The organism is Streptomyces sp. A3M-1-3 (assembly GCF_024213665.1).
GTDB lineage: Bacteria > Actinomycetota > Actinomycetes > Streptomycetales > Streptomycetaceae > Streptomyces.
Map to the genome: position 1 here is coordinate 52,343 of NZ_JANAVP010000023.1, position 22,900 is coordinate 75,242.

At 69.9% G+C, this 22,900-nt stretch carries 23 protein-coding genes and 4 pseudogenes; 20 read left to right on the forward strand and 7 right to left on the reverse strand.

What is annotated here, in order from left to right:
• Positions 1-11: 11 nt before the first annotated feature.
• Positions 12-1,256, forward strand: coding sequence for a GNAT family N-acetyltransferase (locus NLX86_RS24135; protein WP_254373872.1), 1,245 nt, complete (start codon positions 12-14; stop codon positions 1,254-1,256).
• A gap of 18 nt (positions 1,257-1,274) precedes the next feature.
• Here NLX86_RS24135 and NLX86_RS24140 read toward each other — a convergent pair whose 3' ends face one another.
• Positions 1,275-1,463: a hypothetical protein gene (locus tag NLX86_RS24140; RefSeq protein WP_254373873.1), complete on the reverse strand. Its 189-nt coding sequence runs from the start codon at positions 1,461-1,463 to the stop codon at positions 1,275-1,277.
• Between the two features lie 149 nt (positions 1,464-1,612).
• Here NLX86_RS24140 and NLX86_RS24145 point away from each other — a divergent pair, with 149 nt between their 5' ends.
• Positions 1,613-2,455 (forward strand): GntR family transcriptional regulator, encoded by an 843-nt coding sequence (locus tag NLX86_RS24145; RefSeq protein ID WP_254373926.1) that lies wholly within the window; start codon positions 1,613-1,615, stop codon positions 2,453-2,455.
• Between the two features lie 3 nt (positions 2,456-2,458).
• Here the strand turns inward: NLX86_RS24145 and NLX86_RS24150 are convergent, their stop codons facing one another.
• On the reverse strand, positions 2,459-2,647 hold the full coding sequence (locus NLX86_RS24150; RefSeq protein ID WP_254373874.1) for a hypothetical protein: 189 nt from the start codon (positions 2,645-2,647) through the stop codon (positions 2,459-2,461).
• 180 nt (positions 2,648-2,827) lie between these two features.
• On the opposite strand from NLX86_RS24150, the gene NLX86_RS24155 reads away from it, so the two are divergent.
• The 3 genes from NLX86_RS24155 (at position 2,828) to NLX86_RS24165 (ending at position 6,820) form a co-directional block, all read left to right on the forward strand.
• Positions 2,828-3,724, forward strand: a complete 897-nt coding sequence (locus NLX86_RS24155; protein ID WP_254373875.1) for a GntR family transcriptional regulator — start codon at positions 2,828-2,830, stop codon at positions 3,722-3,724.
• Positions 3,725-3,762: 38 nt separating this feature from the next.
• Positions 3,763-4,470: an HAD family hydrolase gene (locus NLX86_RS24160; RefSeq protein WP_254373876.1), complete on the forward strand. Its 708-nt coding sequence runs from the start codon at positions 3,763-3,765 to the stop codon at positions 4,468-4,470.
• A 169-nt stretch (positions 4,471-4,639) separates the two neighbouring features.
• The gene (locus NLX86_RS24165; protein WP_308409636.1) at positions 4,640-6,820 is read left to right on the forward strand and encodes an aminoglycoside phosphotransferase family protein; all 2,181 of its coding nucleotides are present in this window, start codon (positions 4,640-4,642) and stop codon (positions 6,818-6,820) included.
• On the opposite strand, the pseudogene NLX86_RS24170 reads toward NLX86_RS24165, so the two are convergent.
• A pseudogene (locus NLX86_RS24170) lies at positions 6,801-6,935 on the reverse strand (ABC transporter permease); the annotation flags it as partial. The gene NLX86_RS24165 and the pseudogene NLX86_RS24170 sit on opposite strands and share 20 nt — an antisense overlap.
• On the opposite strand from NLX86_RS24170, the pseudogene NLX86_RS24175 reads away from it, so the two are divergent.
• From NLX86_RS24175 to NLX86_RS24220, 10 genes and pseudogenes are all read left to right on the forward strand, one after another.
• A pseudogene (locus NLX86_RS24175) lies at positions 6,932-7,447 on the forward strand (RNA polymerase subunit sigma-70); the annotation flags it as partial. The pseudogenes NLX86_RS24170 and NLX86_RS24175 overlap by 4 nt on opposite strands.
• Before the next feature lie 549 nt (positions 7,448-7,996).
• Positions 7,997-8,407, forward strand: coding sequence for a VOC family protein (locus NLX86_RS24180; RefSeq protein WP_254373877.1), 411 nt, complete (start codon positions 7,997-7,999; stop codon positions 8,405-8,407).
• A 14-nt stretch (positions 8,408-8,421) separates the two neighbouring features.
• Positions 8,422-8,684: pseudogene (locus NLX86_RS24185) on the forward strand (excinuclease ABC subunit UvrA); the annotation flags it as partial.
• A gap of 85 nt (positions 8,685-8,769) precedes the next feature.
• Complete coding sequence (locus NLX86_RS24190) at positions 8,770-9,219, forward strand: AraC family transcriptional regulator (RefSeq protein WP_254373928.1); 450 nt, start codon at positions 8,770-8,772, stop codon at positions 9,217-9,219.
• Between the two features lie 10 nt (positions 9,220-9,229).
• A complete protein-coding gene (locus NLX86_RS24195) occupies positions 9,230-9,856 on the forward strand; it encodes a glyoxalase (protein WP_254373878.1) in 627 nt (208 codons plus the stop codon).
• A gap of 196 nt (positions 9,857-10,052) precedes the next feature.
• Positions 10,053-10,507: pseudogene (locus tag NLX86_RS24200) on the forward strand (pyridoxamine 5'-phosphate oxidase family protein).
• A 641-nt stretch (positions 10,508-11,148) separates the two neighbouring features.
• A complete protein-coding gene (locus NLX86_RS24205) occupies positions 11,149-11,595 on the forward strand; it encodes an SRPBCC domain-containing protein (RefSeq protein ID WP_254373879.1) in 447 nt (148 codons plus the stop codon).
• Entirely contained in the window at positions 11,592-11,960 is a 369-nt protein-coding gene (locus tag NLX86_RS24210; protein WP_254373880.1) for a metalloregulator ArsR/SmtB family transcription factor, read from the forward strand. The genes NLX86_RS24205 and NLX86_RS24210 overlap by 4 nt, the downstream gene beginning before the upstream one ends.
• Before the next feature lie 13 nt (positions 11,961-11,973).
• A complete protein-coding gene (locus NLX86_RS24215) occupies positions 11,974-12,456 on the forward strand; it encodes a hypothetical protein (RefSeq protein WP_254373881.1) in 483 nt (160 codons plus the stop codon).
• A gap of 595 nt (positions 12,457-13,051) precedes the next feature.
• A complete protein-coding gene (locus NLX86_RS24220) occupies positions 13,052-13,720 on the forward strand; it encodes a class I SAM-dependent methyltransferase (protein ID WP_254373882.1) in 669 nt (222 codons plus the stop codon).
• 386 nt (positions 13,721-14,106) lie between these two features.
• On the opposite strand, the gene NLX86_RS24225 is transcribed toward NLX86_RS24220, so the two are convergent.
• Positions 14,107-14,541, reverse strand: coding sequence for a VOC family protein (locus NLX86_RS24225; protein WP_254373883.1), 435 nt, complete (start codon positions 14,539-14,541; stop codon positions 14,107-14,109).
• Positions 14,542-14,909: 368 nt separating this feature from the next.
• Between NLX86_RS24225 and NLX86_RS24230 the strand changes: the two genes are divergently transcribed.
• The 3 genes from NLX86_RS24230 (at position 14,910) to NLX86_RS24240 (ending at position 16,387) form a co-directional block, all read left to right on the forward strand.
• Positions 14,910-15,341 (forward strand): helix-turn-helix domain-containing protein, encoded by a 432-nt coding sequence (locus tag NLX86_RS24230; protein WP_254373884.1) that lies wholly within the window; start codon positions 14,910-14,912, stop codon positions 15,339-15,341.
• Positions 15,342-15,373: 32 nt separating this feature from the next.
• Complete coding sequence (locus NLX86_RS24235; RefSeq protein ID WP_254373885.1) at positions 15,374-15,949, forward strand: hypothetical protein; 576 nt, start codon at positions 15,374-15,376, stop codon at positions 15,947-15,949.
• Between the two features lie 105 nt (positions 15,950-16,054).
• On the forward strand, positions 16,055-16,387 hold the full coding sequence (locus tag NLX86_RS24240) for a DUF2516 family protein (RefSeq protein ID WP_254373929.1): 333 nt from the start codon (positions 16,055-16,057) through the stop codon (positions 16,385-16,387).
• A gap of 65 nt (positions 16,388-16,452) precedes the next feature.
• Here the strand turns inward: NLX86_RS24240 and NLX86_RS24245 are convergent, their stop codons facing one another.
• The 3 genes from NLX86_RS24245 to NLX86_RS24255 form a co-directional block, all read right to left on the reverse strand.
• A complete protein-coding gene (locus NLX86_RS24245; protein WP_254373886.1) occupies positions 16,453-17,766 on the reverse strand; it encodes a PP2C family protein-serine/threonine phosphatase in 1,314 nt (437 codons plus the stop codon).
• A 558-nt stretch (positions 17,767-18,324) separates the two neighbouring features.
• Positions 18,325-19,359, reverse strand: coding sequence for a C40 family peptidase (locus NLX86_RS24250; RefSeq protein ID WP_254373887.1), 1,035 nt, complete (start codon positions 19,357-19,359; stop codon positions 18,325-18,327).
• Positions 19,360-19,541: 182 nt separating this feature from the next.
• Positions 19,542-20,321 carry a class I SAM-dependent methyltransferase gene (locus NLX86_RS24255; RefSeq protein WP_254373888.1) on the reverse strand — a complete coding sequence of 260 codons (780 nt, stop codon included), beginning with the start codon at positions 20,319-20,321 and terminating at the stop codon, positions 19,542-19,544.
• 325 nt (positions 20,322-20,646) lie between these two features.
• Here NLX86_RS24255 and mshA point away from each other — a divergent pair, with 325 nt between their 5' ends.
• Together mshA and NLX86_RS24265 are read left to right on the forward strand one after the other, a co-directional pair.
• Positions 20,647-21,990 (forward strand): D-inositol-3-phosphate glycosyltransferase, encoded by a 1,344-nt coding sequence (mshA, locus tag NLX86_RS24260; RefSeq protein WP_254373889.1) that lies wholly within the window; start codon positions 20,647-20,649, stop codon positions 21,988-21,990.
• Positions 21,983-22,474 (forward strand): YbjN domain-containing protein, encoded by a 492-nt coding sequence (locus NLX86_RS24265; RefSeq protein ID WP_254373890.1) that lies wholly within the window; start codon positions 21,983-21,985, stop codon positions 22,472-22,474. Before mshA ends, NLX86_RS24265 begins: the two co-directional genes overlap by 8 nt.
• Positions 22,475-22,900 lie beyond the last annotated feature (426 nt).

The following is a 22,900-nucleotide window of genomic DNA, read 5'->3' on the forward strand; positions in this document are numbered from 1 at the left end:
AGCGTGGCCGTATGAGCCTGGACGTCCGCACTGTCACCGAGTCCGAGTTCCCCGACTGGTTGCGCGCCCTGAACACCGGATTCCTCCGGCCGCCGGTGGTCACGGACGAGGAGGTCGAGGGGCGCAGGCCGCACACCGATCTCTCCCGGGCGCGGGGGGCCTTCGAGGCGGGCCGCTGTGTCGCCACCTTCCGGTCGTTCGCCCAGGAGCTCACCGCCGTCGGCGGTGCATCGCTGCCGGCGAGCGCCGTCTCCGATGTGACGGTCTCGCCCACGCACCGCCGCCGCGGGCTGCTCAGCCGGATGATGGCAGCGGACCTGGCGGCGGCAAAGGAGCGCGGGGACGTCGTGTCGACGCTGATCGCCGCCGAGTACCCGATCTACGGGCGGTACGGGTACGGCCCGGCCACCTGGACCACCGAGTGGGAGATCGACGTCCCGCGCACCGGCCTCGATCCGCGCTGGGCCGGTCCCGGCGACGGCGGCCGGATCGACCTGGTCGACGGTGTGGAGGTACGGAAGACCGGCCCCGGACTCCACGAGCGGCTGCGGGCGAGCCGGCACGGCGTGGTCAGTCGCGACGAGCGCTACTGGAACCTGAACACGGGCCTCGACCGACTGCCCGGCCATCCCTGGGCCGAGCCCTTCTATGCGGTGTACCGCTCGGCCGGCGGCGAGCTGGAGGGCCTGCTCGCGTACAAGGCCGACGACACCTGGGGCGAAAGCAAGCTCCCGCAGAACACCGCCACCGTGCTCGACATGATCGCGGTGACGCCGGCCGCGGAGCGTGCCCTGTGGCACTTCCTCTGCTCGGTCGACTGGATCACCAAGGTCCGGTCCGGTTTCCGCGCCCCGGACGACCTGCTTCCGCTGCTGCTGCCGGATCCGCGCGCGGCCCGCGTCGTCACGCACGCGGACCTGCTCTGGGTGCGGCTGCTGGATGTCGTACGGGCGCTGGAGGCCCGTACGTACCCCGTACCCGGCACGCTCGTCCTGGAGGTCGAGGATTCGGCGGGGCTCGCGGGCGGGCGCTTCCGGCTGGACGCCTCGCCGGAGGGGGCGGTCTGCGCGCCGGCCACCGAGTCGGCGGACCTCACGCTGGCGGTGGGGGAGCTGGGGGCGCTGTACCTGGGGGACGAGTCGGCGGTGCGGCTTACGGCGCTGGGCCGGGTCGCGGAGGAGTCCAAGGGCGCGGCGGCGGTTGCGGACGCGCTTTTCCGTACGCCGAGGCGCCCTTGGTGCCCGGACATCTTCTGAGGCGCGGTGTGCCGCACCTCAGCCGAGGACCGGCTGGACGAGCAGGACCAGTACCACGGCCCCGATGCTGAGGCAGGCCGTGTTCTTGGCCTTGATGCCGACGGTGAGCAGGGCGACGGCGACCAGGCCCATGGCCCCGAACTGCCATTGGATGACTTCTTCGAGGGCGATGGCGAGGCCGGCGAGGAGGAGAGCGATGAGCGGCATTGCGGTCCCTCCCTGGGTGTGCGGCGAGTTGGCGACCAACTCCACCTGAGTTGTCCCCGGTTCGAGCCTTCCTATAACCATCTCCGCAATAACTCCCGATAGATGGCCAGTAGTTGTACTGTTTGGCTGTGAGCGTCAAAGAGCTCGCCGTGGCCGACGCGCTGCGGGACCGGATCAGGTCCGGGGTCCTGCGGCCGGGCGACCGTCTGCCCACGCAGGCACGGCTGGCAGAGGAGTTCGGGGTCGAGCGGGGCACGGTCCGGCAGGCGCTGCGGATCCTCCACGACGAGGGCCTGCTCACGCACCTGACCAAGGGCAGCCCTGCTCGGGTGGCCGACCCTCCGGCCCACGCGTACGCGGCGTCCGAGGCCCGGCCGCTGCCGACCACCGCCGGCCTGGCACCCCGTATCACCGACGCCTTCACCGCCCGCCATGTGGAGATCGACGCGCTCTGTCTGACCGCCGGGACGCTGACGCTCGCGCTCGGCGAGCCGCTGCGCCAGATCCACGCGGGACGGCTCGCACCGGCCAGGGTGGACGTCCGGATCCTGCTGCCGAGCCGCGGTATCACGCTGGCCTTCCCGACCCCGGTCGTGGACGCGGGCGGCGGGGCCAATCCGGTCCACCGGCGCTGGCTCACCCAGCGCAACGCGCAGGGCCAGGTGCTGCGCCACAACCTGACGTCCCTGCGCCGCTCGCACGGCATCGACGTACATGTGGCGTTCCGGGCGCTGCCGTTCACGCCGCCCGTGAAGCTGTATCTGCTGAACAACACCGAGGCGCTCTTCGCGTACTACCAGGTCGCCCGGCGGGAGGAGGAGATCGACCACGAGCCCCTGGCGACGTACGACACACAGGGGGCGCGGTCGATGCTCTTCGCGTTCGCCCAGAGTGGCGTGAGCCTGCGGGACACGACCTTCGTCGAGCAGTCGCAGCTGTGGTTCAACGCTCTCTGGAACACCATCAGTTCGGAGCTGGACCTCGGCCTCTAGCTTCTAGGCCGAGGGCCCGGCCACTTGGACGGCCAGTACGGCGGCGCCGATACCGGCGCAGGTCGGGTTCTTGGCCTTGACGCCGACGGCCAGCAGGAACAGGCCGATGATTCCGACTGTTCCGTACCGCCATTCGACGAGCTGCTCGAATCCGATGACGAGGAGGGTGGCGAGAAGTGCGATGGCGGGCATGGTGTCCCCCTTCGGTTCTTCAGGCGCGCGGTGATGCCCGTACATCGGTGGACGGGCGGATCTGCTTCCAGGGTGAAAAGTTGGCAACCAACTACACTGAAGTTGTCCCCATTTGGCGGCGATCCATAAACAACTTACAAACAACTCCCGTTGAATGGCGACGAGTTGTACGGTTGGCGGGTGACCCAGGAGAGCCCGGCACCGAACGGCAGGAAGCGCTCGTCCCAGGACGTGGCGGACGCCCTTCGTGCCCGCATCGACGCAGGTGAACTGAGGGCCGGCGACCGGATGCCGACCCAGGCAGAGCTGGCCGACGAGTTCCACGTGGAGCGCGGAACCATCCGCCAGGCGCTCCGGATCCTCCAGGACGCCGGCCTGCTCACCGATGTCGCCCGGGGCGCCCCGGCCCGTATCGCGGACCGCGTCGGCGGCCACACGGCGCCCGCCGGCGAGGAGCCCCAGCCGACCATGGTCGCCCTGGCACCGCGCATAGCGACCGCCTTTTCGGTGCCCGACGTCCGGATCGACGCCATCAGCCTGACCGCGGAATCGCTGATGCTGGCCCTCGGCGAACCGCTGCGCCTGATCCACGCGGGCCGCATCCAGCCCGCGCGCGTCGAGGTCCGCGTGCTGCTGCCGAGCCGGGACATCGACCTCGCGTTCCCCACGGCCGTCGCCGTGCCGCCGGAAGGCTCCGCCGGCGACAACCCGGTGCACGACCGCTGGCTGGCCATGCGCAACTCACAGGGCCAGGTGCTGCGCCACAACCTGCTCGCGCTGCGCCGCTCGCACGGCATCGACGTCACGGTGACCTTCCGGGCGCTGCCGTTCACGCCGCCCGTGAAGCTGTACGTCCTCAACGGCCGCGAGGCACTCTTCGCGTACTACCAGGTCACCAAGCGGGAGGAGGAGATCGGCGACACGGCCGTGGAGCTGTACGACGCGCTCGGCACCGAGTCGCTGCTCTTCTCGTTCGAGCTGCGGGCGGGAGCGCAGGACCAGGCGTTCGTGGAGGAGTCGCAGAAGTGGTTCGACGCCCTCTGGAACACGATCGCGTCGGACCTGACACTCTCTTAGTGACTTCTGATACGACGCGAACCGAACAGGCGGCAACCGTGACCGAGGCGTTTACGAGTCTGGTCGCGGGAGCGGAGAACGTCCTCTTCGACTTCGACGGCCCCATCTGCAGGCTCTTCGCCGGCCATCTGGCGGACGAGGTCGCCGAGCGGCTGGTCGCCTGGCTGGAGGAACGCGGACAGCATGTACTGCTGACCGAGGAGGACCGCCTCTCCGGGGACCCCCACGCCGTACTGCGGGCCGTCGACCGCATCCACCCGGGCAGTGACCTCGTGGAGGCGCTGGAGGAGATGCTCACCGGCGAGGAGCTGCACGCCACGGACACCGCCTGGCCCACTCCGCATGTCGACCCGCTGATACGCACCTGGCTGGCCACCGGCGCCCGGCTGGCCATCGCGACGAACAACTCTCCACGCGTGGTGGAGCGCTACCTCACGGGCCGCGGCCTCCGCGACTGCTTCGGCGCACACATCCACGGCCGAAGCGCCGAGCTGCACCTGCTGAAGCCGGACCCGAACTGCCTCAACCGCGCCCTGGCCTCGCTGCGGGCCCACCCGGCCACGTCCCTGATGATCGGCGACACCCCGTCCGACCTCCAGGCGGCCCGGTGGGCGGGCGTACCGTTCCTCGGCTACGCACGGGACGACGAGCGGGCGAAGCGGCTGTACGACGCGGGCGCGGAGATCGTGGTGGACTCGCTGCTGCCGCTGCTAGACATCGTACGAAGCCGTGGCAGCCGGACCTGAGCCGGCAGGCATATGCGCGGCATCCCAGAGGGCCCTCGCCGACACATTCGGAGCACCGCAGTCACTCACATGGGCCACAGGTGTCGCAACTCACCTCGTGGACCGCCCTGTTGGCCACTAGGGTATGCATCCCCGTCAATGTCCCCGCGCGAGTATCCAGGAGCGGCCCGTGGGCGGTCCCACTGAGGCAGTGCTCCACGCGGCGGGTCGCACAGGGCTGGACGTGTACGACGCCTTCGTGCTTCATGCACTCAGCCACGGTGAGGAGACCGGTGGCCACCACAACCGCAACTTCGTGGTGCCCCTGACGGAACCCATGGCCCGCCTCGTCAATCGGGAGCCGGGCACGTCGGTGAAGGTGCGCCTGCGGGTGCCGGAGATGCTCCCGGTCGTCCTGCGGACCTGGCAGGACGAGCACCGGATTCTCGACGCGATCAAGGGCGTGCTCCCCCATGTGCCGGAATGCCTGGCCAGGAGCGGCGGCACGGCCGTGCATAGTTATGCGGAGGGAGTGCCGCTCTCCAGCATCTGCCAGAACGGCAAGCCGCTCGATTCCCGGCTGATCCAGGCTCTCGCCGAGCTGCTCGCGCAGATGGTCCGGGTGCGCCGCCAGGATCTGCCGAAACTCCCGCCCGCCTGGCCGCGCGACGGAAGCAGCCGCTCATTTCTCCGTACGCTCGCGCTGGCCACCGACGCGCAGGTCCGCCGGCCCAATTGGCCGGAATTCGGCGGGCTCTTTGCCGCCCTCGGGGTCCACGACGACGCGATGACCGCATTCGCCCAGCGCGTGCCACCGATGGTGCGACGTCCGTTCAGCCTGCTCCATACGGACCTGCACCGCGAGAATGTGATCTTCTCCTACCACGGTGACCCGCCTCTCATCTGTGTGGACTGGGAACTGGCCACCTACGGTGACCCGCTGCACGATCTCGCCACGCACCTCGTGCGCATGCACTACCCCTCGAGCCAGTGGGAAGAAGTGAAAGAGGCGTGGCGTCAGGCGATAAGCCGGGTCAGGCCGGAGGCCGTGCACGGGCTGGACACCGATCTGCGCCACTACATCGACTTCGAGCACGCGCAGTCCGTCTACCCGGACGTGATGCGCGCGGCGAAGTCCCTGGGCGACGGTCAGGAGCCCGATGGTCTGCAGGCCGCCACGGAGTCGGTGGAGAGGGCGCTCGGCGTCGCCAGGGGTCCGCTGGGGCTCGCCGACGTACCGGGTCCGTCCGAGATCGAGCGGATCCTCTACCGGTGGCACGCGGCACGTCAGGTCCGTACCGCGCGGGTGCGTCGCAGCGCCTGCGCCGTCGTCTCCTGGGTCGCCGACGGGCGCATCGCGGAGAATCCGGCCTTCCCGAGGGAAGCCGTGGTGGAAGCGCTGGCCGCCGAGGGCGCGGCCCCCGCGGAACACGTGTTCAAAGGCACCGGCCACCTCAACACGGTCGTGCGGGTGCCGAGCTCCGGCTCCACCGTCGTGGTGCGCCGCAGGCTGAGCGCCGGCAGCCGAAGGGAACCGTGCTTCCTCGACGAGCACGCGGTTCTGATGGCCCTGGAGGCCGTCGAAGGTGCCGTACGCGCGCCGAAGCTGCTCGCACTCGGGGTCAGCAGACCGTCGGATCAGTTTGCCGTGCATTCGTACGCCGGTCCGCCGGACGGCTGCCGGCCGCCCAATCACCCCGTACACGGGCTGCTGCCGCACGAGGCGGACGATCTCGTCGACCAGCTGTGCGCCCTCGTCGATGTCGACACCCGGTGCCTCGGTCCGGCGATGGGGGGTGGTGTCTTCTACGGCTGGCTGAGTGACCGGCTGGTCGATCTGGTGGGGTCCCTGCCCAAGGAGTCCCTGCAGTTGGCCGGGGCTCTGGGACTGCCCAACGCGTACCGGCTCAGGGAGATCCTCTCCCGCCACACGGTCGTTCAGCGGCCGCCCGTGCTGCTCCACGGTGATCTCAACCCCTGGAACCTGGTCCGGCACGAGAGGACGGGCGAACTCACCATCATCGACTGGGAGATGGCGATGATCGGGGACCCGCTGTACGACCTGGTCCGCCATCTCCACCTGACCCCGCACCGGGCCGAGATCCGGCAGCGGATGTACGCGCGGTGGATCCGGAACATGAGCCTCCGGGGTGAGGCGTATGTCCAGGGCTGGGCCGACGACCGGCATATCTACCGCTGGATCGAGATCGTGCGGTCCGCCTACGTCGATCTGGACCGCCTGGTCACGGGCATGAGCCTGGACGCGCCCAATGTCCGCAGAGCCGTGGATTCCTACTCGATGACCCTGCTGGCCGCCACCGCGTCGCTGGGGCTGCGCTCGGGACGCGTGGTTACGCCGTCCGCTTCCTGAACAGCACCTCCGACAGCGCCACCGCCACCGCCGGCATGCCCGCGCACCACGCCGGCGCGATCCAGGGGGCGTTGCCGACGGGCTGGTCGAGGAGCAGGCCGCGCAGGGACTCGACCACCGTTCGTGCTGCACGACATGTTCGCCGTGCCCTTCGATGAGATAGCCCCGATGATCGACCGGTCCCCGGCGGCGGCGAGGCAACTCGCGAGCCGCGCACGCCGCCGGGTGCACGGGCAGGCGCCGGGTCCCGACCCCGATCTCACCCGCCAACGCGAAGTCGTCGACGCGTTCTTCGCCGCCGCTCGCGACGGTGACCTGGACGCGCTCGTCGCCGTGCTCGACCCCGACGTCGTGCTGCGGTCCGACGGCGGCGTCGTGCGTGCCCGCCACACGGTCGTGATCCGCGGCGCACGGACCGTGGCCGGACAGGCGGTCACCTTCGGACAGCTCTCCCCGTTCGCACGACCGGCGCTGATCAACGGAACCGCCGGAGTCATGGTCGCCGCACAGGAACGGCCGCTGTCCGTCATGGCCTTCACCGTCACAGGCGGGAAGATCGTCGCCATCGACGTACTGGCCGACCCCGAACGGCTCGACCAACTCGACCTGACAGCCCTCGACCGCTGAGGGCTCTCGGCCGTGGCTGGTGTCACGAGGCCGACGGTCGCCCGCCGCGGCTTCAGATGCCCGGTGTCCTTTGACAACGAAGTTGGTCCGGTGCGGTGTCCTGGCCTGGAGCGACTAGGTCGGATGTCAAACGATCAGACCCGTCTTTGGCTTCTGCTGTCAGCGGCCAGTTTGGATTCCACACGTATGGCCAGTTGCGGCGTCACGTTCCGTGACGATTTCTTGATCAAGGTGTTGCCCGAGCGGTCGGCACCGGAACGTATCGCGTGCGCTCCTGCATGTACGTCGCCAAAGATGATCGTCGGCGACTAGTCATCCGGAGATGGGTGTAGCTCCTCTGCAGGGACAAGCTGAGCTGGGCTCATCTGGATCGGGCTGTTCGCTGTCCCGGCTTGTGATCACCTGGGAGACGGTTGAGGAGATCCTGGGCGACGCGGCGCCAGGCGGTGCGCGCGACGGCGGGGATGCGACCGTGTGTGGCGAAACAGGTGGCCAGATCGATCAGGAATCGAGAAGCGCGGGTCACGGGCCGCACCTAGCATGATCGTCATGGACATCACCATTCACACGAGCTTCCTCCCGCATGACGACCCGGACGCGTCCCTGGCCTTCTACCGCGACGCCCTCGGCTTCGAGGTCCGCAGCGACGTCGGACAGGGCAAGATGCGCTGGATCACGGTCGGCCCCGTCGGCCAGCCCGGCACGTCCATCCTCCTGGCGCCGCCGGCCGCCGACCCTGGGGTCACCGAGGACGAGCGCCGCACCATCGCCGAGATGATGGCCAAGGGCACCTACGGCTGGATCCTGCTGGCCACCCGGGACCTCGACGGCACTTTCGAGAAGGTGCAGGCCGGCGACGCCGAGGTCGTCCAGGAGCCGACCGAGCAGCCGTACGGCATCCGCGACTGCGCCTTCCGCGATCCCGCGGGCAACCTGGTCCGCATCCAGGAGCTTCGCTGAGCCGTCCGGTCATCGATTCGGCCATGATGGCCGGCGTCGCGACCATCTGCGAAGAATACGGCGGCCGGCGCTTCCAGGCCGCTGTCCTCGACTCGGCGGCCGCACCATCGCAGAGGTGCTCGCGATGTCGGCCGCCGAGGCCGAGGCGCGCACGCCGGCCGCCCACAAGGGCGGCGTCTACATCCTCGCCGCGCCGACCACCGGCCTCCATCCCGCCGCCGTCGAGCAGTTGCTCGGCCTGCTCGACCGGATCGTCGACTCCGGCAAGCCGGTCATCGCCAGCACCTCGCCGCCTACCTCGGCATGCAACCCAGGTGCTCGCGGACATCGATGCAAAGGGGTTCTCTCATGTGTCACCCCTCGTGGGGGCGGGGCGCGCACGCACCGCGGCGCAGCGCCTGAGCGACCTCGCGCGACTGCGCCGCGTCCGCGACCGGATCGACCGGGAGTACGCGCAGCCGCTTAACGTCGAGGCGCTCGCCCGCGGCGTGAACATGTCCGCCGGGCACCTCAGCCGCCAGTTCCGGCTGGCCTACGGCGAGTCGCCGTACGCGTACCTGATGACGCGTCGCATCGAGCGCGCGACGGCGCTGCTGCGTCGTGGCGACCTCAGCGTCACCGAGGTCTGCTTCGTGGTCGGCTGCTCATCGCTGGGCACCTTCAGCACCCGCTTCACCGAACTGGTCGGCATGCCGCCCGGCGCCTACCGGCGCCGCGCAACGGGCGCTGCGGCGGGGATGCCGCCGTGTGTGGCAAAACAGGTGACAAGACCGATCAGGAATCAAGAAGCACCGGTGCCGAGCCGCAACTAGCGTGATGGCCATGGCATCCATCGAATCCGTCACCCTCGACGTGGCCGACCCCACGGCCGCCAACCACTTCTACACCGCCGCCTTCGGTTTGGACACGCAGATACGCCTGCGGGCCTCGGAGGCACCCACAACCGGCTTCCGTGGGTTCACGCTGGCGCTCACGGTGTCCCAGCCGGCCACCGTCAACAGCCTCATCGACGCCGCCCTCGACGCCGGCGCCACGCCGCTGAAGCCTGCCGCGAAGTCGCTCTGGGGCTACGGCGGTGTCGTACAAGCCCCGGACGGGACGATCTGGAAGGTCGCGACCTCGGCGAAGAAGGACACCGGCCCTGCCACCCGGCGGGTCGACGAGATCGTGCTCCTGCTGGGAGTCGCGGACGTGGCCGCGAGCAAGCGGTTCTACGTCGACCAAGGCCTTGCCGTGGCGAAGAGCTTCGGCCGCATGTACGTCGAGTTCGCTGCTGGGTCGAGTCCCGTCAAGCTGGCGCTGTACAGGCGCCGTGCCCTTGCCAAGGACGCCGGCGTCTCTCCCGACGGCACCGGATCGCACCGGCTCCTGATCGGCGGCGATGCCGGGCCTTTCAACGACCCGGACGGGTTTGCATGGGAGGCCGCATCGCCGGCACCCACGCCCTGATATGTCGCCGCCGAGCGGATACGTACATACGTACGCTTCGTGGTCCACAGGGCCCACGAGAGGGCGGTGTGCGCGAGGCCATCAGGGCGCTGGAGGCCGTGGCGTCCGCGAAGCCCGCGGCCCCGGTGAACCGACCGATGACCGACGGAGCCCGTCCCCTGAAGGAAGGGTTCTCCACGAAGTGACTGGAGGAAGCATGACGGGCGCGCCGCCGCGTGGACTTGAGGAGAGGCTGCGGGACACTCGCGCGAAACTGGAGAGCGACGTCGATCTCTGGGTCGCGACGTCGGGCTCCCCGGGCGGCGTCCACCTCATCCCGCTCTCGTACCTCTGGGACGGGACCGCGTTCCTCATCTCGACGCGCGCGCCTCGGTCACCGGTCGCAACCTGCTGGCGGACGGCCGGGTGCGACTCAGCCTCGGGCCGACCCGCGACGTCGTCGTCGTCGACGGCACAGCCGAGCCGGTGGATATCGCCGACCTCGCCCCTGAGACGGGCGACGCGTTCGCGACCAAGACCGGTTCCGACCCGCGCGAGCTCGACGAGCCCTACCAGTACTTCCTGATCCGGCCGCGGCGCATCCAGGCCTGGCGTGAGGCGAACGAGCTGCGGGGACGCGACCTCATGCGCGACGGCCGCTGGCTCGGCTGACCGCCGCACTGGAACACACCGGGCCCCACCCGGCGAGCGGTGCGGCTGAGGCCGCTGTCACGGATCGGAGCAGTGAAATTGGACTGGCGTCTTCCGGCGCTGCTGGAAGGGCGCGTAGGACGCCCTCCAGGACCCGGCCGGCCTGATCCGGGACGCGACCCAGAGCATGCCATCCGCGGACAGTCGCGATCGCGGCCGTCCCGTCCCGGCGTACGTCCGCTGCCAAGCCACCGAGCCCGATATACCGACCACCGTCACGACTGTCTCTAGAGGGGTTGGCCCGTAACTGGTTACGTACAGCGGGCCGGACGGATCGGGCGCGGCCACAGACCAGACCTGGCCTGGCATGGTGATGCGCGACGAGAGAGTCATGCGTTCGCATCCTGCCGCATGCCACCGCCCCTGTCAGCGGCGTGATCAACGATCAAGGGCCAACCGCTTCGGCTGATCAGTTCGGCCGGGAGCCGCAGCCTCACGGCTCTCACCCAGCCCGCATCCGTCATCGCCGGCCAACGATGAGCGCCGGGGTGCAACCGGTTGAAGCGACGCCCGACCGAGATGCAACCGTTGGGTTGCACCTAAATGCTTGCTGTGCAACCCTGGAGTTGCAATTCAATGGCGGCGATGAACGGAGTCACCTCATGAGCGAGGACCGGATCGAACGCGAAACCCTGATCGCGGCACCCCTGGAGCGGGTCTGGTCGCTGGTGGCCCAACCTGGGTTCTGGGTGGCCGACAAGGCGAGCCTGCCTGGCACCGTGGCCAAAGAAGGTGAGTCGATGGTGGCGAAAAACGCCGAGCACGGCGACTTCCCGGTACGTGTGGAGAAGGTCGAGCCGCCGACGTACCTGGCGTACCGCTGGACCAGCGCGTTCCCCGGAGATGAGCTGCGCGAGGACAACAGCACCCTCGTGGAGTTCACGTTGACCCCGGAAGGCGACCAGACGCGGCTGCGCGTCGTCGAGAGCGGGTTCGCGGCGCTGGCCGGGTCCGAGGAACTGCGCAGTCAGAACCTGAAGGACCACAGCGAAGGCTGGCCCCTGGAGCTCGACGCGCTCAAGAAGCGCGCCGAACAGCCCTCCACGTGACGGAAGAACGTCCTGGCGCCGCCGAGGTCGTCGACAGAGTCCTCGGCGCGCTGGCCGACCCGACGCGACGTCAGCTGCTTGATCTGCTCGCCGCACAGGGCCAGGCCACCGCGACGACACTCGCGGAACGACTTCCCGTCTCGCGGCAGGCGGTGGTCAAGCACCTCACCGTCCTGGACGCCGCCGGGCTGGTTTCCGGCACCCGGGTCGGACGCGAGGTGCGGTACGCGGTGCGGCCCGCGGCGTTGAACGCGACGGCGCGGTGGATGTCCGCGCTCGCGGCCGACTGGGACCGGCGGTTGGCGAACATCAAACGCGTCGCTGAGGCAGCGGAGCGAGATTCGCGCTCGACACGACCTGACTGAAAGGAAGCACGTTATGGACACGACAGCACTTCGCAGCGCCTACGACAGGTTGTTCGATGTGGCGGCCATCCCCGACCTCGGCGACGCCGACGACGGAGGATGGAACGCCGACCAGATATTGGCTCATCTCCTCAGCGTCGACGCAGCGATCGCAGCGGTTGCTCTTGGTGTCGTCGCCGGCTCGCGGCCCACCTTCGACAACCGGATCTCCCTCGACACCTGGAATCTTGACCGGATCACCGCCGAGCACGCAGGTAGGGCGGACCTGATTGATCATGTCCGGAGCCAGGCCACCGTCCTGTGTGACATCGCCGATCAGCTCAACGAGACAGGCACCTCGGTCCTGGTGCCCTCGCTCCTCCTGTCCAACGACGCACTCGTGCTGGACCAGCCGATTCCGCTTGCAAACCTCATCAATGGCCTCGCCGAGGACCACGTGCCCGTGCATACGCAACAGCTCCTCGATCTTCGTGTCGCCGTCCCTGGACACGCCTGAAAGGCGGCGAACGACGCCGGCCACGCTACGCTCGCCCGTTGCCCTGGGGGCAGGGGTGGGAGTGCCCAGGTGGCCGGGCTGGAAGTCGATGCCGAGCCACCGGCACGAGGAGCGGAAATTGTCCGAGATGAACACCATGCCGTGATCGCAGACCATCGACTCCGGCACGATCACCGGCCGGGCTGCTGCATGTGCGAGGCGCTCGTCCCGGTCTGCCCGAACGATCCACCCTCAGCGCTGCCGAGCCCATCGCGCACTCCCGCCACGTCGCAGATGTACGACGTTAGGGACCACGAAAGCGCCAGCGGGGCAGGTTCAGTGAGATAACCACCCGAACGAGGCACCTTCCCTGAGACGCAGAAACGGGGGGTCTGATTCTGGTGAGCTCGCGTCCTGGAGATGCCCGCCCCCGTCGTGGACGCTCTCGGCTACCACAACAAGACCACCACCCGCCTGCGCAACCAGACCGGTGGGACGTGGAGCCGATACGCCGCTGGAGATCACACACGGTCACCGGCGGTTGGATTCCACGGGGGACTGGTGACAGTTGAATGCGAGAGCCCACCAGTAGGCCGTCGCACACTATCGTTGGCTGATGCGCTCCCACCATGTTGACCGCCCAGCCGATCTCGACGTGGTCCGTGAGTCCTATGACCGCGTGGCCGACAACTACGCCCACATGGTGGTGACGACGGGAGTCGGCGACATCCGCAGTCATCCATGGCTCAAGGCATCAATCGACGCCTTCGCTGACACCGTGAGCGAGCTTGGGCCTGTCCTCGACGTCGGCTGCGGACCCGGAACGGTGACCGCCTACCTTGCCGAACGCGGACTCGACGTGTCCGGAGTCGATCTCTCACCCCGCATGATCGAAAACGCGCGCCGTCTTCATCCGCAATGCCGCTTCAGCGTCGCCTCCGCCACCGACCTCGACTTTGGTGAAGCGTCCCTTGGCGGCGTGCTCGGGTGGTGGTCACTGTTCAACCTCCCCCGTGACGTCCTTCCTCAGGTTCTCGCCCTGTTCGCGCGCGCCCTGAAGCCAGGCGGACACTTCATCACCGCTACACACGTCGGCGACGAAGACGCGGTGCGCACCGAGGCCTACGGAGGTGTACCCGTTCGTTGGACGACACACAAATGGCGGCCGGAACAACTCGTGGACCTGATCGAGCAGGCTGGACTGAGCCCGGTCGCCGAACTTCGGCTCCCTGCAGATGAGCAAAGTGGGCCAGGTCTGGTCGTCATGGCCAAGCAACCCGGCTGAGAATCAGGCGTCGGAAGCGGCACAGGGTCCCGTGCCGGGCAAGGCTCCTCCGGACGGTCGCGGCGCCGGTAGAAGGTGCTGCCTCTACAAGTCACAGGCGTGGCGACCCTACTGAACTACGACCACACACCGTCACCGGTTGCTCGTTGTCCTCTCGCATCCGACCTGGCGCAGAGCGTTGCCGCTGGGCTGCGGTGCGCCGGATTCAGTGAGACGCAGACCACCGGGTCCGTCTCATCGAACTTGTCGTAATCTGCCGAACCGGCCGGACGGCTCGCCCGTCCCGAGCACCTAATCCGGCGATCTGCGCCACAGCGCCCTGACAGGTCGGGGGCGGTTCTTCGCCTTGGCCCATGGGGACAGAACGAGGACACGTTCGCAGCCCCTCAGTCGAGACAGAACTCGTTGCCCTCGATGTCCTGCATCACGATGCACGACTCGTTGACGCCATCGGCACGCAGTAGTCGCACGCGTACCGCGCCGAGCGCGACCAGTCGTGCGCACTCGGCCTCAAGTGCGGCGAGGCGCTCTTCACCCACGAGCCCGGTGCCGACCCGCACGTCAAGATGCAGCCGATTCTTGACGACCTTGCCTTCGGGAACGCGCAGGAACAACAGTCGCGGGCCCACACCTGAGGGATCAATGCAGGCGAACGCTGAACCCTGACGCTCAGGCGGCAGCGAGCGATCGAAGTCGTCCCACGTAGCAAACCCCTCCGGTGGCGGCGGTACGACGTACCCCAACACCTCGCACCAGAAACGAGCGACGCGCTCAGGTTCTGCGCAGTCGAAGGTGACTTGGAACTGCTTGATCGACGCCATCGGCCCACCGTAGTGGTGCGTGCTGTTCACCGAAACCCCGGGGTGTCACCGCCGCGCGGGTCGAGGTCTCGCGGGACATGAGTAGCGCCAACGGACCAGATCGCCTGAGACGGCGAGCGAATCGGACCAGATCACCTGAGACAGGGGCCAATTCGCATGAGACGGGACAACGGCAGTCAGTCGCAGAGCAGGTTCAGTGAGACGCAGGCCCGGATCGGATCAGCTTCGGTGAGGTCGGAGCAGGTCGCCCGAGACAGGACAGAACGGACAAATGTGACACCTATCGTGCTCAGTCTCAACGCGTGAAGTGGCGCACTTTTGCAAGCAGGTGCTTGCAAAAGTTAGCGGTGGTGTTGCACCATCGGGGCATGGCATCACTCAACGTCGGCAATCTCGGTGAGTATCTGCGCGAGCAGCGGCGTACCGCCCAGCTCTCGTTGCGGCAGCTCGCCGACGCCGCCGGGGTGTCCAATCCGTATCTCAGCCAGATCGAGCGCGGTCTGCGCAAGCCGAGCGCGGACATCCTGCAGCAGCTTGCCAAGGCGCTGCGGATCTCCGCCGAGACGCTGTACGTGCAGGCCGGGATTCTCGACGAGCGGGACCGGGACGAGGTCGAGACGCGAGCCGTCATACTCGCCGACCCGACGATCAACGAGCGGCAGAAACAGGTGCTGCTTCAGATCTACGAGTCCTTCCGCAAGGAGAACGGGCTCGGCACGGATCAGGACGCCGGACGGGACACCGCCGCTGACGGCCCCCGCACGGCCGACGGCAGTGATGCCGTACCACCCTCAAGCTGAACTCCGAACTGCGATCCGGGAGGACCACAGTCATGGCCATCACCGATGACCTGCGTAAGACCCTCACCGACCCGACCCCCCTCTACTTCGCCGCCGGTACCGCCGACCTCGCCGTCCAGCAGGCCAAGAAGGTTCCGGCGCTGATCGAGAAGATCCAGGCCGAGGCCCCCAGCCGTATCGAGGCCGTACGCAACACCGACCCCAAGGCCGTCCAGGAGAAGGTGACCGCGCAGGCCAAGGAGGCGCAGGCCACCGTCACGGCCAAGGTCAACGAGGTGTTCGGCACGATCGACACCGACCTGAAGAAGCTGGGCGAGACCGCTCAGGACCTGGCGCTGCGCAGCGTGGGTGTGGCCGCGGAGTACGCGGTCAAGGCGCGTGAGGCGTACGAGAAGGTCGCCGAGCACGGCGAGCAGACCGTGCGGGCCTGGCGTGGCGAGGCTGCGGACGAAATCGCCGAGATCGCCGTGGCCGTCGAGCCGGACGCCGAGCCCAAGGCGGAGGACAAGGCCGAGGAGAGGCCGGCCGAGGCCAAGGCCGCGCCGGCGAAGAAGGCCGCCCCGCGCAAGCCGGTGGCGAAGAAGACCGCGCCGTCGGCTGACAAGTAGGCGGCAGCTCGATTTACGTGGACCGGGCACCCTGCGGGTGTCCGGTCCGTTGTCCGGGTACGTTGGCTGCGAGGCGCTTCATTCACTGACTAGGTGGTGCACGGCATGTTGCTCGAGGGTTTCGGCACGCTGCTCTGGCTGCTCAGCATGGCCATGCTCGCCCTGGCCGTGGTGGCGTTGTTCTTCGCGGCCACGGCGCGTGAGGATGCGTACCGCGCTGCCGACAAGAAGACCAAGCCGTTCTGGCTGATCATCCTTGGCCTCGCGGTCGTGGTGAATCTGCTGCCGCTGCTGTTCCTGCAGATCGCCGGTCTGATCGCCAGCATCGTCTTCATGGTCGACGTGCGGCCCGCGCTCAAGCAGGTGTCGGGCGGCGGACCCCGTCGGGGCGGCAGCAGCAGCGACGGGCCGTACGGGCCGTACAACGGCGGACGGTAGGACCGAGGCTGCTCGGCTTTGGCCGGCGCGCGCCGCCCTCGCGCCGGCCGGCCCGAGGGTCGCCGTCAGAGTCCGCGGGCCAGCAGCAGTACGGCCACGTCGTCCGTCAGCTCGCCCCCGTTCAACTCGCGCACCTGCGCCACGGCGGCCTCCAGCAGCTCTTCGCCGCTGAGCCCCTCCATGAGCTGGCGGTTGATCATTTCGACCATGCCGTCCTGCCCCAGGCGCTGGGTGCCCGTTCCGACGCGGCCCTCGATCAGGCCGTCCGTGTACATCATCAGGCTCCAGGAGCCGCCCAGCTCGACCTGGCGGCGCGGCCAGCGGGCGCGCGGCAGCAGGCCGAGGGCGGGGCCGCCGTCCTCGTACGGGAGAAGCTGCGCGGGCCGTCCCGGGCGGGCTATCAGCGGGGCGGGGTGGCCGGCCAGGCAGAGCCCCGCCCGCCGGCCGTCGGGGGAGATGTCCACCGTGCAGAGGGTCGCGAAGATCTCCTCATTGTCCCGCTCATGTTCGAGGACCTGCTGCAGGGTGGACAGCAGCTCGTCGCCGCAGAGCCCGGCGAGCGTCAACGCCCGCCAGGCGATACGGAGTTCGACGCCCAGGGCGGCCTCGTCCGGGCCGTGGCCGCAGACGTCGCCGATCATCGCGTGGACCGTGCCGTCCGGCGTTCGGACGGTGTCGTAGAAGTCGCCGCCGAGCAGGGCCCTGCTGCGGCCGGGCCGGTAGCGGGCGGCGAAGCGCAGGTCGGAGCCGTGCAGCAGCGGGGTGGGGAGCAGGCCCCGCTCCAGGCGGGCGTTCTCCTGGGCGCGGAGCCGGGACTCGGCGAGCTTGTACTGCGCGGTGTCGGCGCGCTTGCGCTCCACCGCGAACCGGATGGCGCGGCTGAGCAGCCGCCCGTCGAGCTCGTCGCGGAAGAGGTAGTCCTGGGCGCCGACGCGCACGGCCTCGGCGGCCCGCTCGGCGTCGGCCTGGCCGGCGAGCGCGAGGACGGCGTGCCGGGGCGCGATGCGCAGGACGTGCCGGAGGGTGTCCAGCTCGTCTCCGGTGGCTGTGGCGGTGGCGGTGGCGTTGTTGCCGGTTCCGGTTCCGGGGCTCGTTGCGGTCGCCCTGGTCGGCAGGGTGAGGTCGAGGTCGAGCAGGATGCAGTGGACGTCGTCGGTGAGCAGCCGCTCGGCCTCGGTGAGGTTCCGGGCGGTACGGATACGGATCCGCTTGCCCGCGGCGTCGAGCATGTCCGGGACGGTGAAGGTGCCGGCGGGGTCGTCCTCTATCACCAGCAGTGTGAGGCCGGGGTCACTGGTACTTCTGGCCTGTGGCGGCAGGCCGGCCTGACCGCTCTCCGCGGCCGGGATGGCCCTCTGCCGCGGTACGGGTACGGGCATCGTCTCGGTTTCCTTCCCTCCCCCCGAGGGTGCGGCGGAGCGCAGATCCACGTCCCGCCAGACGGGGACCATAGCGTTAGCGGCCGCCGATGCGGAATGGCGAACGAAGATCCGCCCCCGTCATATGCCGCATCCGCCGGGAAAGGGCGTGCCGGAGGATGACGAACATCACGCGAAAGCCATGATCGTCGGCCCGGCTCGATCCCCGGCCGTCGCCATCGGAGCCGGGCCCCTCGCCGCGGCCGCCCTGTCTGGCCGCCCTGTCTGGCCGGGCGGCCCCGGCATCCGGGCCCCGCCGGCGCGATCGGTTCGGCCCAGTTCGGTCAGGCTCGGGCCCGGCCCCCGCCGGGTCGGCCCCCAGGTTCGATCGCCGGGCGGTGTGTCCCGCCGGTGGCGCGACTCGGCCCCGGGGCCCCGGGTGCGGCCGTTCCCGGCAGCCCGGCCGGCCCCATGCCCCATCGGCCCAGTTGGGTCAGGCTCGGGGGCAGCCCGGCCCCGGTCTGGCCACCCGGTCAGGGGACCCGGCCCGCCCGGCGGCCCCGCGGGCCGCCCCGCCGCTCACGCGTCCGGGCGGACCACCGCCAGGATTGGCATCGAGCCTGCGCCGGCGATCGTGATGTTCCGGCCCGGGCGGGGTGCGTGGACTATTGCTCCGTTTCCTATGTACATCCCGACATGGCTGGCGTCCTTGTTGTAGATGATCAAGTCGCCGGGCCGCATGTTCTTCACGTCCACCCTCGGCAGCAGCCGCAGCTGCTCCTGCGAGGTCCGTGGGATGCCTCGGCCCGCCGCCGCCCACGCCTGCGAGGTCAGGCCCGAGCAGTCGTACGTCGAGGGGCCCTCCGCCCCCCACTCGTACGGCTTGCCGATCTGGGCCGTCGCGAACTGCACGGCCTTTCTGCCCTGCTCGCTGGCCTTGCCGTTGATCTCCTTCAGGACTCCGGAGTCCAGCCAGGCCGTCTGCGCCTTGAACTGCGCGTCGCGCTCCAGCTGGAGCAGCCGCGCCCGCTCCTTCGCCTCCAGCGTGGACTCCAGCGCCTTGGCCTCGGCGATCTGCCTGGTGATCTGCTTCTTGGCCGCTTCCTTCTTCACCCGGTTGGCCTCCAGCGTCTGCCAGTGGTCTCCGGCCTTCTGGGTGTACGTCTGCAAATCGTCCTGCGTACGGGCGAGTTCGGCCAGGAGGTTCTTCGTCGCCTTCTCGCCCTGGCGGATCCGGCCGGCCCCGTCCAGGAACTGCTGCGGGTCGTCGCTCAGCGCCAGTTGGGCCTCGGGCGGCAGCCCGCCGGCGCGGTACTGCGCGCGGGCCGCGGCACCGGCCCAGCCCTTCAGCTTCTCGATTCTGCTCTGGCCCGCGACGATCGCCTTCGCCAGCGCGACGACCTGGGCCGACTGCTTCTCGGCCTGCTCCTCGGCGGCGTTGTACGCGTCGGTGGCGGCTGCCGCCTTGTGATAGAGGCCGTCTATCTCCTTGCGTACCTCTTCAAGGGACTTGGGAGCCTTGGGCTTCGGCGCGGCATGCGCGAGGCCAGGGGCGGCCAGCAGTGACATCGCGCAGACAAGAATGAGTGCGGTGGCGCCGCGGCGTCGGTTCACAGGTCCCCCTCCGGACACGTGGGTCGGCAGCCGAATGTGATTTACCGTCAGTAACTTCGCATCGACTCCGGGATGGTGCCACGACTCCGCCGAAACCGACAGCCCCACCCCGCCTGATCGTGAAACGGCCGGTGGCTGCCCGGCGTTCCCGCCCGGCGGACTCGGTATCCGGCATCGGTTTGTCAGGCCGCGGCAGCCGGCCGCAGCGCCTCCCAGCGGACTGTGATCTCCCCCTGCCGCCACCGCCCCGGCCCGTCCGTCAGCGGCCAGTGCGCCGACAGGTCCCGTGCGCAGCGGATCCAGCGCTGGCGGGCCCCGAACGACGCGTACGGGGCCGCAGCCGCCCACGCGCGGTCGAAGTCGCGCAGGAAGGCGTGCACCGGCTCACCGGGCACATTGCGGTGGATCAGCGCCTTCGGCAGACGTTCCGCCAGGTCGGAGGGGCGCTCCAGCGAGCCCAGCCGGGTCGCGAAAGTCACCGTGCGCGGCCCCTCCGCGCCGAGCGCGACCCACACGTGCCTGCGCCCGATCTCGTCGCAGGTCCCCTCCACCAGCAGCCCGTCCGGAGCCAGCCGCGCGCACAGCCGCTCCCAGACGGCGGCGACCTGCGCCTCGTCGTACTGCCGCAGCACATTCGCCGCCCGGATCAGCGCGGGGCCTCCGCCGCCGCCCAACGGGACTTCGAAGCCGCCGTGCCGGAAGGCCAGGCCCTCGCGCTCGTACGGCTTCGCGGCCGCGACCCGGGCCGGGTCGATCTCGATCCCCACCACCCGGGCGGCGGGTACCGAGGTCCGCAGCCGCGTCAGCAGCTCCACGGCCGTCCAGGGCGCGGCCCCGTACCCGAGGTCGACGGCCACCGGGTCCGCGCAGCGGCGTAGCGCCGCGCCGTGCGTGGCGGCGATCCAGCGGTCCATGCGGCGCAGGCGGTTGGGGTTGGTGGTGCCGCGCGTCACCGTGCCCACCGGGAGCCCACGGCGGGCCGGGGGAGGGGGAGGGGGTGGGGTAGGGGTAGAGGTGGGAGTGCGGCCGGCCATGGCATTGAGGGTAGGCGGTCCGGCCCGACCCCTCCTTCCCGAGCCCAGTCCCCGCCCGCCAGGCGCGCCCCCGGGCCCAGCCCCCCGCGCCCGGCATGGTTGAGAGCCCGCCCCGGTAATGCTTTGGCAAAGCGGAAATGTGAAGGAGGGTTCCGGCGGTTGGCCTCTTAGTAGAGAGGGCTCCCGTGCCCTCCCCCCTGCCATGCCCGCCGGCGCCCGCCGCCGCGCCGCCCCGAGCGAGAGGACCCGTCACGTGAGCCATTACGTGTCCCGGCTCGGCGGGCGGCTCGCCGCCCCGCCCCGGCTGCGACTGCCCGGCGGGCACCGCAAGCCGCGCCGTATCGCGATGCTCAGCGTGCACACCTCCCCCCTTCACCAGCCGGGCACGGGCGACGCGGGCGGCATGAACGTCTACATCGTCGAGCTCGCCAAGCGCCTCGCCGCGATCAACGTCGAGGTCGAGATCTTCACCCGCGCCACCACCGGCGGGCTGCCGCCGCTGGTCGAGCTGGCCCCCGGCGTCCTGGTCCGCCACGTCGACGCCGGCCCGTACGAGGGCCTGGCCAAGGAGGACCTCCCGGCCCAGCTGTGCGCCTTCACCCACGGCGTGATGCAGGCCTGGGCCGGCCACCGCCCCGGCTACTACGACCTCGTCCACTCCCACTACTGGCTCTCCGGCCATGTGGGCTGGCTCGCCGCCGAACGCTGGGGCGTCCCCCTCGTCCACGCCATGCACACCATGGCCAAGGTCAAGAACGCGGCGCTCGCCGAGGGCGACACCCCCGAGCCGCCCGCGCGCGTCATCGGCGAGACCCAGATCGTGCGCGCCGCGGACCGGCTGATCGCCAACACCTCGGAGGAGGCGGACGAGCTCGTACGCCACTACGAGGCCGACCGCGGCAAGGTCGCCGTCGTCCACCCCGGGGTCAACCTCGACCGCTTCCGGCCCGCCGACGGCCGGGCCGCCGCGCGGGACCGCCTGGGCCTGCCGCAGGACGCCCTGATCCCGCTCTTCGCGGGCCGCATCCAGCCCCTCAAGGCCCCGGACATCCTGCTCCGGGCGACCGCCATGCTGGTGGGCCAGGACCCCTCACTCCGTACGAGACTCATCGTCCCGGTCGTCGGCGGCCCCAGCGGCAGTGGCCTGGCCAAGCCGGAGGGCCTGCAGAAGCTGGCCGCCCGCCTCGGCATCGCCGATCTCGTCCGCTTCCATCCGCCGGTCGGGCAGGACCAGCTCGCGGACTGGTTCCGTGCGGCGTCGGTCCTGGTCATGCCCTCGTACAGCGAATCGTTCGGCCTGGTCGCCATAGAGGCCCAGGCGGCCGGTACGCCCGTCCTGGCGGCGGCGGTCGGCGGACTGCCGGTGGCCGTGCGCGACGGGGTCAGCGGCCTGCTCGTCCCCGGCCACGACCCGGCCGACTACGCCCGCGCCCTGCGGCGCTTCGTCGACGACCCCGGCCTCTCCGCGCGGATGGGCGGCGAAGCCGCCCGGCACGCCCGGTCCTTCGGCTGGGACACGGCCGCGTCGGCCACGGCGGACGTGTACACCGCGGCGATGCACGATCACCGCCGTCGCGTACGCTCGCACCATGGCTGACGCGCTGAAGGTCATCGAGCAGACGCTGGCGGACGCCGAACTGGAGTGGGAGAGCCCGGAGCCCGGCTCGTACGTCGTGAAGCTCCCCGGCACGCGCAAGCTGTCCACGACGTGTTCGCTGATCGTCGGCAAGCACTCGCTGTCGGTCAACGCGTTCGTGATCCGGCACCCCGACGAGAACGACGCCGCGGTGCACCGCTGGCTGCTGGAGCGCAACCTCCGTCTGTACGGGGTGAGTTACGCGATCGACCGGCTCGGCGACATCTACCTGGCCGGCAAGCTGCCGCTGGCGGTGGTGACACCGGAGGAGCTGGACCGGCTGCTCGGTACGGTGCTGGAGGCGGCGGACGGCAGCTTCAACACGCTGCTGGAGCTGGGGTTCGCGAGTGCGATCCGCCGGGAGTACGAGTGGCGAGTGGCGCGGGGTGAATCGACGCGCAACCTGGACGCGTTCACGAACCTGACCCAGCGCCCGACGGGCTGACGCGCGGCGGCCCGCCCCTCCCGCCCGCCCGTCGGGGCGGGCGGGACGCGCAGGGGACCGCACCTCTCCCCTTCCGCCGCCCCGCGCGGCGTGGCATGCTCACCGCCGACCCAGACGTGAGCCTCGTTCGTATCCATGGAGGGGTGGGCTCATGGGGACGACCGGCCGACCTGCCGTCAGCAGACGGAGTTGGCTCGGCAGCGCCATAGCCGTCGGAGCCCCGGCCGCCGCCGCAACGGGCGGTACCGGGGCCGCGGCCGCCGCCGGCAGCAGCGCGGCCGGCAGGCCTCAACCCACTCCCCTCCGGCGGGAGTTCGCCGCGCAGCCGTACACCCACCCGCAGATTCCCTACGTCCGCCGCGCAGGTCAGCGCGGAGGCGCCGACTTCCCCCGGCGGCCCGTGGTGGCCGACGTCCGTGCGTAAGG